Here is a 16211-nt window from a genome sequence, read left to right as displayed (position 1 = left end):
CTCCAGGCCGCGCTCCGGTCGCCCCCCGAACCGTCGTCGCGCCCCTCGGCGATCCGGCCCATCCACCGCCCCGAGGCGTCGAAGCAGTCGAGCCGCCAGGCCGACGGCATGCCCGAGGACAGGGTGAAGCGAACGTCGGCGCGCGGATTCGCGGGATTGGGGGCGATCCCGGCGAGCCGGTCCACCCGCGGGGCGGCGCCCGCCGCCACGCCGGCGACGTTCGGGGAGAAGAGCACGCGTCCGCTCCAGTTGGAGGGCTGGCCCTCCCCGTCGACTCCCCGGACCTGGAACCAGGTGGGCTGGGTGGGAAGCGGCGCCAGGGTGAAGGCCGTGTCGGGGCTGCCGGTGTCGGACGAGACGACTCCCGTGTAGCGCGGGTCGGGAGTGATGTCGTCCAGGTAGAGCCCCTCGCCGTGGTTGGCGGCGTCGGTCACGCAGCGGAACCGGACGAGGGCCTGCTTCCCCACGTACGGAAGCAGGCTGAAGGCGGTGCGCGCGAACACGCCGCCGCTCGACCCCGTCACCCCGAACCCCTCGTTCTGCCCCGAGGGATTCAGGTTCGTCGTGTGCGTGCCGGCGAGCGAGTGCCAGGTCGCCCCGCCGTCCACGGAGGCTTGCGCGTACCAGTAGTCGAATCCCGACTCGAGGTCCCACCAGGCCCAGGCCACGAGGCTGTCGGCCGTCCCCACGTCGAGCGACGCGCGGGATGTGAGAATGCTCTCCCGATTGTCCGAGGAGCCCGATGCGTAGCTGTGGCTCCCGTCCGCCCTCCGCGCGGTGGACCAGGCGAAGCGGAGGGTGTCCCAGTCGGCCATCCCCGCTTCGGCGTCGTCGAGCGCGCGGAGCACCTGCGCGATCCGGCGCACCTCGTGCGTCGCGGGCAGGTTCGCGGGATCGGGCGCGGTGTAGCTCCATCGCATCTGGGCCGTCCCCCCCGGGCCCACCACCACCGCCGGCGACTCGGGCCGGGCGGGACCGAGCACGCGCCGCGGCAGGTCGGCGTAGCGAAGGACCGCCAGCACCCCGCCCCAGTTCGCGGCGCACGTCGGCCCGATCAGGGCGTCAGGCGGGTCGAATCCGCCCTCAACCTCGGTGTTCAGCTCCACGGTGTACCCGTAGAGAGCCGGCTTGTCGTAGGCATCCCCGTAGACCCAGTCGTCGATCCCGCCGTTCGTGAGGTAGATCGCGTTCGACCTAGGATTCCCCACCCGATAGCCGTTGTACGACGCGATCGAATCGCCCAGGGCGACGAAGACGGCGTTGTCGGGCGCGTCCAGCCGGTCGTAGCCCCAGGGATAGAGCACCAGATCCCCGTACGAGTGGAACGAGAGCGCGACGGTGAGCTGCCGGGAATCGATGAAATCCCGGAGCACCTGGGTCTCGGGCTCCGAGAAGGCGCCGGTGCCGCGATAGGTGTCGGAGGAGGGCGTGGGGCTGGAACCGACGTCGTCGTAGCCCCACTCGAACCCGTAGTTCCGGTTCAGATCGACGCCGACCGAGCCGTCCCCGTTGGGCCGCCGGTTCTTGCGCCACCAGCCGCTGGATTGGCCGCCGGAATGCTGCTCCACATAGACGTATCCGTCGGGATTGGCCACCGGGACGATCCAGATCCGCCGCGAGTCGATCAGCGCGGTGAGCCCCGGGTCGGCGCCGTAGCCGTCGAGCAGCCGCCGCATCGCGTAGAGCGGCACCTCGACGCTCATCAGCTCGCGGGCGTGCAGGCACCCGTCCACGAGCGCCTCGGGCTCGCCCTCGTCGACGCCGGGGTTGTCGGAGATCTCGATCGCGACGATCGGCCGGCCCTCGAGGCTCAGTCCCAGCGTGTCGAGCCGCGCGATCGAGGGGTGCGCCGCGGCGTAAGACGCCATCTCGGCCAGGGCCTCGCCGTACGTGTGATAGGCGCCCAGGCCGGGCGCCGCCGGCGCGGAGAGCGGTCCCCCACGCGCGGACAGCGGGACCGGCGTGAAGCCCAGCGAGCGCGCCCGCGCGGCCTCTTCGAGGGTCAGGATGAAATCGAGGGAGGAGCCGGGGCCGTAGCCGGCCGGGTCGAAGCCCAGTCGGAGCAGCCGTGCCGCCGCGCCCTTGGGCGGGACGATCCGGTAGAGCGCGCGGCTGTCCGCGGCCCGGGCCTCCGGGGGCCGCGCGACCCACGACGGGATCGACGCGAGCGCGAGGAGGAGCAGGACGAAGAGCCGGCGCAAAGGGGTACTCCGACGGTGCAAAGCGGGATGCGACGGGAGCAACCACGTTGATTATAGCATTTCCGCGCCCCTTTTCCCGACACCCGCCCGCCCCTTCAGGGCTTCAGCCGATGGAGCATCCTCGGGAAGGGAATGGTCTCGCGGACGTGGTCGATGCCGCAGATCCAGGTCAGGGCCCGCTCGATCCCCATGCCGAATCCCGCGTGCGGAACCGAGCCGTAGCGCCGCAGGTCCAGGTACCAGCGGAACGCCTCTTCGGGAAGCCCGTGGTCGGCGACCCGGCCGGCCAGCGTTTCGAGGTCGTCCTCGCGCTCCCCGCCTCCCACGATCTCCCCGTACCCCTCCGGGGCCAGGAGGTCGCAGGAGAGCGACAGGCGCTCGTCCTTGGGGTCGCGCTTCATGTAGAAGGCCTTCACCGCGGCCGGAAAGCGGTGCACGAAGAAGGGACGGTCGAATCCCTCGGTGAGCACCGTCTCGTCCGTGCCGCCGAAGTCGTTCCCCGCCTCGAACGGGAGCCCCTTCGCGACGAGGATCCGGGCCGCCTCGTCGTAGGCGATCCGCGGGAAGGGGGCCTTCACCCGCTCGAGGGGAGCCGTGTCGCGCTCCAGCACGCGGAGCTCGGTCCTCCGGTCGGTCAGCACCCGCTCCACGACGGACGTCACGAAGCGCTCGATGAGGTCCATGACGTCGTCCAGCGTGGCGTACGCCACCTCCGGCTCCACCATCCAGAACTCGATCAGGTGCCGGCGGGTCTTCGACTTCTCCGCCCGGAAGGTCGGCCCGAAGCAGTAGGTCTTCCCCAGCGCCATGGCGGTGGCCTCGTTGTACAGCTGCCCGCTCTGCGTGAGGTACGCCTTCTCCCCGAAATAGTCGGTCTCGAAGAGCGTCGTCGTCCCCTCGCAGGCATTGGGCGTGAAGATCGGCGCGTCGGCGAGGATGAAGCCGTCCCGGTTCAGGAAGTCGCGGCAGGCGTCCACCACGGTGTGGCGAATCCGGAGGATCGCGTGCTGGCGCTGCGAGCGGATCCAGAGGTGGCGATGGTCGAGCAGGAAGGGGGTCCCGTGCTCCTTCGGCGTGATCGGGTAGTCCTTGCTCGGCGCGACGATCTCGAGGTCGGTGAGCGTGAGCTCCACGCCGCTCGGGGCGCGCTTGTCCTCGCGGACGACGCCCTTCACGCGGATCGCGCTCTCCTGCGCGGCCGAAGCGCAGCGCGCGAAGGTCTCGTCGGGCAGGTCGGAGCGGACGGCCACGCACTGGACGACGCCGCTTCCGTCCCTCACTTGCAGGAACTCGATCTTGCCGCTGGAGCGGCGATTCATCAGCCAGCCTTCCAGCGTGACCGGCTGGCCGATCCTGGACGGCAGCGCCTCGATGCGCGTCGCCTCGCGACTCATGCGACTCCTCCGGAATTCGCGAATGGTGGGTCGGGGGTGAACGAGCGGTGAGGATACCACGCGCGAGGGACATTTCCCTTGACCCTCGCCCGGCCGGAGCCTAACGTGCCGCTCGTGGCGCCAGCCCCCCGCCTACTCGCGGTCGTCGTGATCCTCGCGTGCGCGTTCTCGCTTGCGCCGCGCGCCGGCGCCGCGTCGCTCGACGACGCCGCCATCGCCGCCGCCCTCGAAACGAAATACGACCGCGGCGTCGCGCGCGACCTGCCGATGGCGCAGGCCTGCTATCGCGAAGCGCTCGAGCGCAACGCCGCCGGCGCCCGTCCCGAAGCGATCCGTCTCCTCGAAGCCGCCTCCCTGTTCGATCCCGACTACCCCGACCCGCACTTCACCATCGCGCGCCTGCTCCTGACGTCGGAGCCGGGACGCGCGGTGGCCGAGGCCGCCGAGGCGTTCCGGATCCTGGGACGAAGCTACCCCTGGCAGCGCCACCTCCTGGCGAACGCGGTCACGGCGCTGGTCGTGGTCTGGATGCTCAGCCTCCTCCTCGCCCTGGTCGGCATCGTCCTGCGCCACCTTCCCCATCTCGTGCACGTCATCGCGGAATCGCTCGGCGCGCGCGGAAGCCGCGTCGGGGGGTTCGGCGCGGGCATGATCGCAATCGCGCCCGCGCTCTGGGGCCTCGGCGCCGCGGCCACGGCGACCGTCTTCGCGGGGCTCCTCTCGTTCCGCCTCGGCAAGCGCGAGGCGCTGCTCGTGCTCCTCTTCGTCGCCTCGGCGCTGGCCCTGGCCGGCTGGAGCGGCTCCGTCGCCCCGTGGGCCGGAGCCCCGCGGCTGGACGAGCCGAGCCTGCTCGTGGACCGGGCGCTCTCGTCGGGATACGACCCGGACGTCGCGCGCGCGATCCAGGCGTGGGAGGCGCGAGACGCCAACGAGGCGCTCTTCCCCTTCGCGCTCGGGACCCTCCGCCGACGCGCGGGCGATCTGGACGGCGCGGCCGAGCAGCTGACCCTGGCCGCGGTGCTCCGGCCGAACAGCCCCTGGATCCTGACCGGCCTGGGCAACGTCTATTTCGCGCGCGAGGACTACGCGCGGGCCCGCCAGCTCTACGAATCGGCCGCGGCCGCCAGTCCCGGAGCCGTCGAGCCGCACTACAACCTGGCGCAGGTCTACACGAAGCAGCTCCTCTTCGCGGAAGCGAGCCGCGAGCAGTCGCGCGCGTCGGCGCTCGCATTCGACCGCGTGCGGGATTTCACACGCCTCGGCGCCCCTCAGCTGAACCGCACGGTCATGGACGCCCGGCCCGCGGCCCAGGCCCTCTGGGACTTGGCCGCGCGCACGGGACATCTCCGCGGCCCCGCCACGATCGAGCAGAACCGGTACCTCAAGTTTGCCCTGTCGCTCACGCCTCCGGCCCCGTTCGCGCTGGTCTTCCTGCCCGCGCTCTTCCTCATCTTCGCCGGAATCGGGCAGGTGCTCGGGCGCAGCCTGCCGACCCTGCACTGCTCCAACTGCCAGAAGATCGTCTGCCGCCGCTGCGTCCACCGGATGCAGCAGCGCGCGTTCTGCAACGACTGCTTCCGCACCGTGAAGGATCTCAAGTCGATGGAGTTCACCCGGCTCCTCCTGACGCGGCGCGACCGCTCGGCCGCGCGGCGGCGCACGATCGGCCAGGCGCTGATCACGTTCCTTCTTCCGGGCGGCGGCCAGATGCTGCGCGGAGCGCCCCTCTCGGGATTCTTCGCGCTCCTCGTGATGACGGCGGCGGGGCTCCTCGTGATCCAGAACGGCGCCCTCGTCCCGTCGCTCGACGTCTCGCCGATCCCGGGCAGCGACTGGGCGAAGCGGGTGCCGCTCCTGCTGCTCTTCCTCCTGACCTACGCGATCACGGTCTCCCGCTACTTCGCCACGACCACCGCGACGGTGGAGCGCCTGACGCCGGGCGAGCCCCGGACGGCGCGCGGCTCGGGGCGGCGGGCCGGCGCGGGACGGAGCTGACCGATGGCGCTCCAGGGCAATCTCGACGATTTCAGCCTTCCCGAAATCCTTCAGCTGATCGCGGTGCAGCAGAAGTCGGGCGTGCTCAAGCTGACGGCTGGAGACGAGATCGGCGTGATCTTCTTCGAGGGGGGCAAGGTCGTATCGACGCGGGACCGGCGGCGGAACGCGAAAGACCCGCTGAAGCCGTTCCTGGTCAAGACGGGCCGGCTGACCGACCCGCAGCTGCGGCAGGTCGAGACGATCGAGAACGAGAGTCGCCGCGAGCTGACCGACATCCTGCTGAGCGGGAACTACCTCACCAGCGAGCAGCTCGGGCACGCGATCGAAGACCAGATCCAGGACACCCTGCATCAGCTCCTCACCTGGAAGACCGGCGCCTATCACTTCTCGGGAGACTCGCGCACGGTCCCCAAGTTCGCGGTGAACGTGCGGCTGAACACCGAAGGGCTCCTGATGGAGTCGATGCGTCGCATCGACGAGATGGCCCGCTACAGGGAAGAGCTCTCCTCCACCGCCATGGTGCTCCGCCCCAAGGCGCTGGCGGTGCCTCCGAAGGAGATGACCGAGGCGGAGCGGCGCGTGCTGCCCCTGATCGACGGGCTTCGCCCCATTCGCGACATCATGGCGCAATCGAAGCTGGTGGATTTCGAGGTGTACGAAGCGCTCCACCACCTGCTCGAGCAGGGGGTCGTGGAGATCTCGCTGAGCGCCGCCCCGCCCAAGGTCACGCCGATGCCCGGGGCGACCGCCCCGCGGGTCGCGCCGCGCGGCGGCCTGGCGCTCGCGATCGGAACCCTGGTGCTCGCGCTCTCCCTGGGGCTCGGCATCTACGGGTCGCCCGCCCTGCTCGCGCCGGTCCAGCGCTCCGCCACGCCCGCGCCGTGGGCGCCGCCGGAGATCGGCGGCGTGGACGACGCGGCTCGCGTCACGCTGGCCCTGGAGACGTACCGAACGATGCGGGGGAAGTATCCCGGAGAGCTCGCGACCCTCGCGCGCGCCGGGCTGGTCTCGTCCGGCACGGTGGAGGCGGTGTCCAAGCGGTACCGCTACAAGTCGGACGGGACGTCCTACTCGCGCTCGCCCCGGTAGCCCGCTACTCCCTTTCCTTCCCCAGCAACCGCTCCACCGCCTTCGTCCCCTGCTCCGCTTCGATCGAGCGGAGACAGCCGTATCCGATCGGACACGTTCGCCGGAAGCAGGGCGAGCAGGGGTACTCGGCATACAGGCTCGTCGCCCACGGCGCCGCCGACGCCGTCCAGACGGGGCTGGTCGAGCCGAAGATCCCGACCGTGGGCCGGCCGAGGGCGGCCGCGAGGTGCATGACGCCGGAATCGTTCGAGACGACCGCGAGCGCGGCGTCGAGGATCCCGACCAGCTCGGGGATCGAGGTCGCCCCGGCGAGGTTCGCGACCCGTGCTCCGGCGGCCGCGGCGAGCCGCGCGGTTTCTCCCGCGGGCCCGGCGTCGCCTCCCGCGCCCACGATCGCCAGCGCCGCCCCCCGCGAGCGCGCGACATGCGCGCCGACGGCGGCGAAGCGCTCCGGCCCCCACTGCTTCGCGGGACCGTACGCGGCCCCCGGGGCCAGCACGAGGACCGGACCGTCGCCGATCCCGGCGGCCTCGAGGCGCGCCATGCCGAGCGCGCGCTCCCCCTCGGCCGCCGCGAGCGAGGGCTCCCCCGGAGGAACCGACAGCCCCGCGGCCTCGCCCAGGACGCGATACTCCGCCGCGCGCGGCGCGCTGCGGGCCCTTCCGGCGCGCGGGACCCGCACCGTGAGCAGGAACCCGCGCCCCTCGGCGCCGTAGCCGATCCGGCGCGGAATGCCCGCGAGCGCGGCGACGAGGGCTGACGAGAAGGAATCGGGCAGGAGGAGAGCCGCGCCCGGCTCCAGCGCGCGCAGCTCGCGCGCGAGCGCCAGCCGGCGCGTGCGCGCCGCGGTGAGATAGCGCGCGCCGGGAAGACGCGCCAGGACGAGCGGCTCGAACGCGGGACGGCCCGCGAAGATCGCTCCACGCGCCGCGGCGGCCGCGACCACCGGCCAGGCCAGGATCAGGTCGCCGAGCCAGTTGGGCAGGCGGACGTAGAGCGGGCGTTCCCCGATCGTCAGGAGAGGATCCCGAGGCTCCGCGCGGCGTCTCCCAGGACCTCGAGCGCCCGATCCAGCTCCTCCTCGGTGTGGGTCGCGGTGACGATCGTCCGCAGCCGCGCCCTTCCCTTCGCCACCGTCGGAAAGCCGATGCCCTGCGCGAACACCCCGCGCTCGAACGCCAGGTCCGAGAGCTTCATCGCGCGATCCGCCTCGCCGACGATGATCGGCGTGATCGGCGTCTCGCTGATCCCGGTGTCGAACCCCAGCCGCAAGAGCCCCGCCTTGAAGCGCTTCGTGTTGGACCAGAGCCGCTCGATCCGCTCCGGCTCCTGCTCCAGCACCTCGAACGCGGCGATGCACGCCGCCGCCACGGCGGGCGGGTGCGACGTGCTGAAGAGGAAGGGCCGGGCGCGGTGGTAGAGGTAGTCGATCAGGCTCTTCGAGCCGCAGACGTAGCCGCCGAGCACGCCGATCGCCTTGGAGAGGGTGCCGACCTGGATGTCCACCTGGCCGTGGATGCCGTAGTGGTCGATCGTGCCGCGGCCGTTCTTCCCGAGCACGCCGCTCGAGTGGGCGTCGTCCACCATCATGATCGCGCCGTGTTCCTTGGCGAGCGCCGCGATCGCCGGCAGGGGCGCGATGTCGCCGTCCATGCTGAAGACGCCGTCCGTGATCACCAGGCGGCGCTTCCATTCCGACGTCTCCTCGAGGAGCGTCCGGAGCGCGTTCGTGTCGCGGTGCGGGAAGACCTTGATCGTGGCGCGCGAGAGGCGCGCCCCGTCGATGATGCTCGCGTGGTTCAGCTCGTCGGAGAGGATCAGGTCCTCTTTGCCCAGGATCGACGCGACCGTCCCCGCGTTCGCGGTGAAGCCGCTCTGGAAGACGACGGCCGCCTCGGTCTTCTTGAAGGCCGCGATCTTCCGCTCGAGCTCCATGTGGATGTCCATGGTGCCCGCGATGGTCCGGACCGACCCGCTTCCCGCTCCCAGCTCCTTCACGGCGCGGATCGCCGCCTCGCGGAGCTTGGGATGGGTGGTCAGGCCGAGGTAGTTGTTCGAGGAGAGGTTGATGACGTCGCGTCCGTCGAAGCGGGCGCGCGGCTTCTGCTCTCCCGCGAGGACGCGCAGGTTCCGGTAGAGCCCGTCCCGGCGAAGGCCCTCGAGGGTCTCGTCCAGGAAAGCGAGCGGGTTCGCCGGCTTCATGGTCTCGGGCGCGGGGCTCATGGGTGGTCCCGCTTCAGGACGATCTTGCCCGCCTTGCCGGAGCGCTGCAGCTCCACCGCGCGATCGAACTCCGACCAGCCGAGCACGTGCGTGATGACCGGCCGCACGTTCAGCTTGCCGGTGAGCAGCAGGGCCTCCATGCGGAACCAGGTGTCGAAGATGAGCCGCCCGTTGATCCCCTGCACGACGGCGCCCCGGAAGACGATCTCCTTGGCCACGTCGATCTCGAGCGGCTTGGAGGGGATGCCGAGGAGCGACACGCGCCCGCCGTTGGCGAGCATGTCGAAGCCGTCCTTGAACGCCTGCGGATGCCCCGACATCTCGAGCATGCCGTCCACGCCGCGGCCGGCGGTCTCGCGGAGCACCTCCGCCGAGGCGGAGGCGGTGTTCACATCCACCGTGAAGTCCGCGCCCATCGCCTTCGCCAGCTCCAGGCGCCCCGGGTTCTTGTCGATGGCCGCGACCCACGAGGCGCCGGCGGCCTTGAGCACGCCGATCGAGAAACATCCGATCGGGCCGCATCCGAAGACGGCGAAGCGGAGTCCCGCGACCGGACCGGCCAGCGCCGTGTGCACGGCGTTCCCGAGCGGATCGTGGATCGCCGCGATCTCCTCGGGGATGTCGGGGTGCAGCTTCCAGACGTTCTGCTCCGGAATCGACACGTAGTCCGCGAAGGCGCCCTGCCGGTCGACGCCCAGGATCTGCACCTTCTGGCAGAGGTGCTGGAGGCCGCGGCGGCAGGCGTAGCAGATCCCGCAGTAGATGTGCGTCTCCGCCGTCACGCGGTCGCCCGGCTTGACCAGCGAGACCTCGTCGCCGACCGACTCCACGACGCCGGTGAACTCGTGCCCGGGAACGAGCGGCGGGCGGATCCGCGACTGCGCCCACGGATCCCACTCCACGATATGCAGATCGGTGCCGCAGATGGCGAACGCGGTCACCCGGATGCGTACGTCCTTGGGACCGATCGAGGGGATCGGCACGGTCGTCGGGAACAGGCCCGGCGCCGCGCTCGGCTTGTGGATGGCCCACATCATCCCCTGACTCACGATCGGCTCCTTGGTGGTCGTAACCGCCATGGCGATGCTCCTTTCGCGATTAGGTACGGCGCGTTTCGAAGGCGATTATGAGAAGGGGGGCGCGGGAATCAAGGACTTTCCCCGGAATGCGCCCACCGGACCATCGGGCGCGCCGGCGCGACGCTTCTTCAATATCCGCGGGCCCGGTCGACCCGGTGGCGCAGCGGCGCGCCGTCCTTGTAGCGCAGCCAGTTGGCGGCGAACTCGGCCGCGAGCGGCTCCGCGGTGCCGATCCCCGCGACGTGCGGCGTGACCCAGACGCCCGTGGCCCCCCGCAGCGGGTGGGCGGCCGGAAGCGGCTCGTCGCGAAAGACGTCGAGGATGGCGCGCGCGGGGCGCCGTCGCGCGAGCGCCGCGATCAGCGCGTCGTCGTCCACCGTCGCCCCGCGCGAGACGTTCACGAAGGTGGATCCCTCCTTCATGCGGTCGAGCCGCGCGGCATTCCAGAAGGAGCGCGTCGCGGCGGTGAGCGGCAGGAGATTCACGACCACGTCCGCGGCCGGAAGAAGCGCCTCGAGCGCGGACGCCTCCTCCACGCCCAGGGCGAGATCCTCGGGGGACAAGGGCCCCCGGCGGATGCCCCGCGAGCTCATGCCCAGCCCGCGCGCCGCCTCGGCGACGCGGCGGCCGATCGCGCCGTGCCCCACCACGAGCATCGAGCGGCCGGCCAGCGAACCGGGCGTCCAGCGCTTCCACGCGCGCGACTCCATCTGCCGCAGCGCCTCCGGAACCCCGAGCGCGTCCGCGAGGAGGTAGCCGATCACGTACTCGGCGATGCGCTGCGGAAAATCGCCGACCGTGCGGGTCAGGAGGACCCCCTCGCGCCACTCGGGGCGTCCGAACCACCCCTCGACGCCGGCCCACCCGGTCTGGATCCAATGGAGCGCGGGCAGCTCGCGCGCCTCCGCGGGCGGGTTTCCGGGGCAAAACCAGACCGTGGCGCGCGCCTCCTCGCCGGGAGCCGCCCAGGGGAGGACGGTTCCCGCGCGCCGCTCCACGGCGGCCCGGATCGCGGGGTCGTTTCCCTCGAGCAGGATGCGGTCGCTCACGCCGGGGCCTCGGTCGCGGCGGCCCCGGCACCCGCCGCGGCGCCCGCGCCCGCCAGCACGCCTCGCACCGCCGCCAGCACCGCGTCGGGGGCCAGGTCGCGCATGCAGCGGTGATGCCCCAGCGGGCAGCGCCGCCGTCCGTGCACCGAGCAGGGGCGGCAGGAGAGCGCCGTCTCGACCACGGCGTCGCGCGGTCCGGAAGGGGCGAAGCCGAAGGCGGGCACGGTGCTCCCGAAGATTCCGACGGCCGGGACGCCGAGCGCGGCACCCAGGTGGAGCGTGGCCGAGTCGTTCGAGACGATGACCTGCGCCCAGGAGGCGGCCGCGGCGCACTCGCGGAAGGAGCCCTCGAGGATCGCCCCGTGGCGGCCCGCCGGGAGCCGCGCGCGAAGCGCCGACGCCTCCGCGCTCTTCGGCGGGACGGCATAGCGCGGCGCGAGGCCGGCCTCCGCAGGCAGCCGCTCCCCCAGCTCGAGGAAGCGCTCGAGCGGCCAGCGCTTGGTCTCCCAGCGCGCGCCGACGCCGAGCAGCGCGATGCGGTCGTCCTCCCCGAGACGGGCGCGCGCCCGCGCGCGCTCGGAGTCCGTCAGCGCCTCGCGCAGCCAGGGACGCACCGGCGCCCCGGGGTCGAGTCCCGCGATCTCCCGGTAGGTCTGGAGCAGCGGCGGGAGCGGCTCGGGACGGAGCCACTTCGCGTGCACCATCAGCCGGCGGCGGAGCCCGTGCTTGGACGGCGCGACACGGCGCACCCCGCCGAGCGAGGCGACGAGGCGCGAGGAGCGCAGATTCTGGTGCAGGTCGTAGACCTCGCCCACGTCCTCGCGGCGGAGTCCCGTGGCGAGCAGGCCGAGTCCCCCGAGGAGGCCGAAGGGCGCGGGTGCCGCGGGATCGGAGCTCTTGTCCTCCAGCAGGAAGAACCGCGCCACGTCGGGGTGGCCGCGCAGGATCGCCGCGTAGCGCTCCTTGGTGGCGAAGAGGACGCGGCGACCGGGATCGGCGTCGCGCAGGAACGCGGGAAGGTGGGCCGCGAGGAGGACGTCGCCGAGCGAGGAGAAGCGGACGACGAGAGCGGCGCCGCGCGCCATCCCTCAGCCCGCCCGCGGATGGGCGGGGAACCCCGCCTCCGCGAGACGGAACTGGAGCCGGTGGAGCTTCTGGTAGAGCCCGGGCGTCTGGACCAGCTCGGCGTGCGTGCCCATCTGCACGATGCGTCCCTGGTCCACCACGACGATGCGATCCGCCCGCTGGATGGTCGAGAGGCGGTGCGCGATCACGAGCACCGTGCGGCCGGTGAAGAGCGCCTCCAGCGCCTCCTGCACGAGCAGCTCCGACTGGGAGTCGAGGCTGGAGGTGGCCTCGTCGAGCAGGAGGAGCCTCGGGTCCTTGAAGATGGCCCGGGCGATCGCGATCCGCTGCCGCTCGCCCCCGGAGAGTCGCACCCCGCGCTCGCCGATCGGGCTCTGATAGCCCTCCGGCATCTCGTCGATGAAGCGGTCGGCGTGGGCCGCCCGCGCGGCGCGGCGCACGGCCTCGTCGGCGGCGTCGGATACGCCGTAGGCGATGTTGTGGAAGACCGAGTCGTGGAAGAGGATCGGCTCCTGCGTCACCACCCCGAGGAGCGAGCGCCACGACGAGAGCTCGTACTCGCGGAGGTCCACGCCGTCGATCAGGATGCGCCCGGAGGTCGGGTCGTAGAAGCGCGCGACCAGGTCCGCCATCGTGGACTTGCCGGCGCCGCTCGGGCCGACGAGCGCGATCACTTCGCCCGCCTCGACGTGGAACGAGACGTCGCGCAGCACCTCGGGACCCTGCCCGTAGCGGAAGGAGACGCCCTCGAACTCGATCCCATCGTGGATCCCGGCGATCCGCCGCGCGTTCGGCCGCGAGACCACGGTCGCTTCCGTGTCGAGGATCCGGAAGATCCGGACGGCGGCCGCCAGCCCCTCCTGGAGCGTCGCGTTCACGTTGGAGAGCGACTTCAGCGGGCTCATCAGCTGCAGCATGGCGAAGAGGAAGATGAAGAACTGCTGCGGCTCGATGACGCGCGTGAGGAGGATCTCGCGGCCGCCGTACCAGAGCACCGCCGTCGCCGCAACGACGCCGAGGTATTCCGACATCGGTCCGGCCAGAGCGCCCAGGCGGCGCTGCTTCACGAACGCGCGGAAGTAGCCCTGGGAGGCGCGCTCGAACTTCCGCTGCTCGAACCCCTCCATCGCGAACGCCTTCACGACGCGGATGCCGGTCAGGGTCTCCTGGAGGATCGCGTTCAAGTCCCCCATCCGCTCCTGCGTGATGCTGCTCCGCCGCCGGAGCTTCCGCCCCAGCCAGACGATCAGCACCAGCGAGAAGGGAACGACGACCAGCGAGACGAGGGCGAGCCGCCAGGAGGTCCAGAAGATCCAGAAGAGGCAGACGGCGAGGAGCAGCGAGGACTTGATGAGGTTGCTGAATCCGGCCGCCAGGGCGCCCCGCACGAGGGCGATGTCGTTCGTGAAGCGCGAGAGGAGCGCGCCCGTGCGCCGGGAGTGGAAGAAGGAGAGCGACAGAGTGTGGAGGTGCGCGTAGACCTCGTTCCGCATGTCGCGGATCACCGCCTGTTCCACCCAGACCGTGAGCACGCTCTGGAGATAGTCGACGGCGTTCTTCAGCAGGAAGACGACGAGGAGCGCGAGGCAGATCCGCGTGAGCGAGCGGATCGGGTCTCCGATCAGGAAGAAGTGCTCGAACCAGGTCCGGAGCTTCTGCTTCGCCTGGTTGCCGCGCTCGGCGAGCGCGGCGAAGGGGCGCGGCTTGGCGGACACGCGCGCGGCCCCGGCGCTGTCGCTCTTCGACGCCGCCGTCCCCGCGAGGCCCGCCGCGTCCAGCCCGGCGATTCCCGTTCCCAGCGATGCCGGGAGGCCCGCGGCCGGCGATCCCGGCGCCGGCGGTCCGGCGGCGCTCGCGGTCACGGCGGGACGCGGCGTGAACAGGATCTTCACGAACGGGGAGATCATCCCGATCGAAGCGCCGCTCAGAAGCGCGAAGACCACCATGAGCGCGGCGGTGAGGGCGAGATGCCCCCGGTAGGGCTCGAGGTAGCGGAGGAGCCGGAGGGAGGGGCTTCGCTCGGATTTGGGTCGGCCCACGGGGCGGCTAAGCCCGGTGGGTCCGAGGCTCGCCCAGCCGGTCGAGCCAGTCGTAGTTCCGGACGAAGGCCTCGTCGAAGTCGTAGCCGCTCGCGAAGTCGCCCGGGTTGTCCTTCTCGGTCTTGCTCAGGATCCCCTCGCGCACGAGCTGGAAGACGATCTCGCCGAAGTCCTCGGTCCGCTCGATGCCCCATTCGAGGAACACGGTCTTGGCCATGAACCCGAACTGGTCCAGGGCGAGCTGCCGGATCCCCTCGAGCACTTCCACGCCGGTCACGTGCCGGACCTCTTTCGTGACCTGATAGCTGCGGTCGGCCGTGTAGCGGACCGCGTCGAAGGTGAAGCGGTAGGCGTTCGCCTTGTAGCGCCCGTACTGCTGCGCCAGCTCGAGCATCCGGGTTTCGATGTCGCGGCTCATCTCAGCGCACGTCCTGTCGGGTCAGCACCGTGTCGCGGCGGAAGCGGCGGTCGTCCCGCCGGAGATGGTCGACGTTGTAGTGGAGGCCCCGGCTCTCCTTGCGGCGGCGGGCGCAGGCGATGATCAGGTCCGCCACGAGGCCGACGTTCCGAAGCTCCACCAGGTCCGCATCGAGGCGATAGCGCTGGTAGTCGCCCTCGGTCTGGTCGCGCAGAACGGCGATCATGGAGGCGGCCCGCGCGAGGCGCTCATCGCTCCGGACGATGCCCATATAGTCCCACATGACTCGCCGGATGGCATCCCAATTGTGGTCGAAAATCACCTGTTCCTTGGGCTCGACCGCGCCGTTGTAGCGCCATTCCGGGACCGCCGGAATGCGATCGGGACGCTCCCCCGTGACCTGCCGGAGAAGGGCCATGCCGGCCCGGCGCGAGAAGACGATCGCCTCGAGGAGCGAGTTGGAAGCCAGCCGGTTCGCCCCGTGCACCCCGGTGCAGGCGACCTCCCCGCACGCGTAGAGCCCGGGGATGGTGGCGCGCCCCTCGAGGTCGGTCAGGATCCCGCCGCACATGTAGTGCGCGGCCGGCACCACCGGGACCGGCTCCTTGAACGGGTCGAACCCGTACTCGAGGAGACGGCTCGTGATGTGCGGGAAGCGCGTCGTGAGGAGCCGCTTTCCGAGCGGGCGCATGTCCAGGAGGACGCACTTGTCCCCGCGCTTCTTCATCTCGAAGTCGATGGCGCGCGCCACCACGTCGCGCGGGGCGAGTTCCTTGAGGCGGTGATAGCGCTGCATGAAGCGCTTCCCGTCCAGCGTGAGCAGGTGCGCGCCCTCGCCGCGAACCGCCTCGGAGATCAGGAACGACTTCGCCTCGGGGTGGAAGAGGCAGGTCGGATGGAACTGCATGAACTCGAGGTCGGCCGCGGCCGCGCCCGCGCGGAAGCCCGCCGCCAGCCCGTCGCCGGTCGCGATGTCGGGATTCGTCGTGTACAGGTAGACCTTTCCCGAGCCGCCCGTGGCGAGCACCGTCGCGCGGGCGCCGATCGCCTGGATCGCCCCGCTCTCGCGGTCGAGCACGTAGGCGCCCCAGATCCGATCCTTCTCGGGGACGGAGCGGCGGCCGCGCATCTTGGAGTCGAGGATGAGGTCCACCGCGATCTGATTCTCGAGGATCGAGATCCGCGGGTGCGCGCGCGCCAGCTTCAGCAGGACCCGCTCGATCGCGTGCCCGGTCCGGTCCTTGGCGTGGACGATGCGCCGGCGCGAGTGCCCTCCCTCGCGCCCCAGCGCGAGACGGCCCTCCGGATCGTGCGAGAACCGGACCCCCAGCCCCATCAGCCGTAGCACCTCGCCGGGGCCCTCCTCCACCAGGACGCGCACCGCCTCGGGATCGCAGAGGCCGTCCCCGGCGACCAGCGTGTCGCGCTCGTGCAGCGCGACCTTGTCGTCCTCGCCGAGCACGGCGGCGACCCCGCCCTGCGCGTAGTTGGTGTTCGATTCCTCGGCGTGGACCTTGGTGACGATCAGGACGCGCGTCGTCTGCGCGGCGTGCAGCGCCGTCGAGAGGCCGGCGATGCCGCTGCCGATGACGAGCACTTCGGTTTCGAGGTCGTTGTGGCGTCGGGGCACGGGCT

12 protein-coding genes are annotated in these 16211 nt (G+C 71.4%); 2 read left to right on the top strand and 10 right to left on the bottom strand.

The window, feature by feature from the left end:
- Positions 1 to 2201: M14 family zinc carboxypeptidase (locus VE326_04010; protein ID HYJ32361.1), on the bottom strand; the 2201-nt coding region annotated here is incomplete at its 3' end.
- 95 nt (positions 2202 to 2296) lie between these two features.
- Entirely contained in the window at positions 2297 to 3595 is a 1299-nt protein-coding gene (asnS, locus tag VE326_04005) for an asparagine--tRNA ligase (protein HYJ32360.1), read from the bottom strand.
- A gap of 114 nt (positions 3596 to 3709) precedes the next feature.
- On the opposite strand from asnS, the gene VE326_04000 reads away from it, so the two are divergent.
- Together VE326_04000 and VE326_03995 are read left to right on the top strand one after the other, a co-directional pair.
- Entirely contained in the window at positions 3710 to 5590 is a 1881-nt protein-coding gene (locus VE326_04000) for a hypothetical protein (GenBank protein HYJ32359.1), read from the top strand.
- 3 nt (positions 5591 to 5593) lie between these two features.
- Positions 5594 to 6682: a DUF4388 domain-containing protein gene (locus VE326_03995; GenBank protein ID HYJ32358.1), complete on the top strand. Its 1089-nt coding sequence runs from the start codon at positions 5594 to 5596 to the stop codon at positions 6680 to 6682.
- 4 nt (positions 6683 to 6686) lie between these two features.
- On the opposite strand, the gene waaF is transcribed toward VE326_03995, so the two are convergent.
- The 8 genes from waaF to nadB form a co-directional block, all read right to left on the bottom strand.
- Entirely contained in the window at positions 6687 to 7628 is a 942-nt protein-coding gene (gene waaF, locus VE326_03990) for a lipopolysaccharide heptosyltransferase II (GenBank protein ID HYJ32357.1), read from the bottom strand.
- Between the two features lie 68 nt (positions 7629 to 7696).
- Positions 7697 to 8905: a glycine C-acetyltransferase gene (locus VE326_03985; GenBank protein ID HYJ32356.1), complete on the bottom strand. Its 1209-nt coding sequence runs from the start codon at positions 8903 to 8905 to the stop codon at positions 7697 to 7699.
- Positions 8902 to 9984 (bottom strand): L-threonine 3-dehydrogenase, encoded by a 1083-nt coding sequence (gene tdh / locus VE326_03980; protein HYJ32355.1) that lies wholly within the window; start codon positions 9982 to 9984, stop codon positions 8902 to 8904. The genes VE326_03985 and tdh overlap by 4 nt, the downstream gene beginning before the upstream one ends.
- 128 nt (positions 9985 to 10112) lie before the next feature.
- Positions 10113 to 11033 carry a D-2-hydroxyacid dehydrogenase gene (locus VE326_03975; protein HYJ32354.1) on the bottom strand — a complete coding sequence of 307 codons (921 nt, stop codon included), beginning with the start codon at positions 11031 to 11033 and terminating at the stop codon, positions 10113 to 10115.
- The gene (locus VE326_03970; GenBank protein ID HYJ32353.1) at positions 11030 to 12118 is read right to left on the bottom strand and encodes a glycosyltransferase family 9 protein; all 1089 of its coding nucleotides are present in this window, start codon (positions 12116 to 12118) and stop codon (positions 11030 to 11032) included. Before VE326_03970 ends, VE326_03975 begins: the two co-directional genes overlap by 4 nt.
- Positions 12119 to 12121: 3 nt before the next feature.
- Positions 12122 to 14158, bottom strand: a complete 2037-nt coding sequence (locus tag VE326_03965; protein ID HYJ32352.1) for an ABC transporter ATP-binding protein — start codon at positions 14156 to 14158, stop codon at positions 12122 to 12124.
- Between the two features lie 7 nt (positions 14159 to 14165).
- A complete protein-coding gene (locus VE326_03960; protein HYJ32351.1) occupies positions 14166 to 14576 on the bottom strand; it encodes a Minf_1886 family protein in 411 nt (136 codons plus the stop codon).
- Between the two features lies 1 nt (position 14577).
- Positions 14578 to 16206, bottom strand: coding sequence for an L-aspartate oxidase (nadB, locus tag VE326_03955; GenBank protein HYJ32350.1), 1629 nt, complete (start codon positions 16204 to 16206; stop codon positions 14578 to 14580).
- Between the last annotated feature and the right edge of the window lie 5 nt (positions 16207 to 16211).

It is taken from the genome of Candidatus Binatia bacterium (assembly GCA_035631035.1).
Taxonomy (GTDB): domain Bacteria; phylum Eisenbacteria; class RBG-16-71-46; order SZUA-252; family SZUA-252; genus DASQJL01.
Note: the sequence above shows the minus strand (reverse complement) of the source record. Positions and strands in the feature narration are given on the sequence as shown.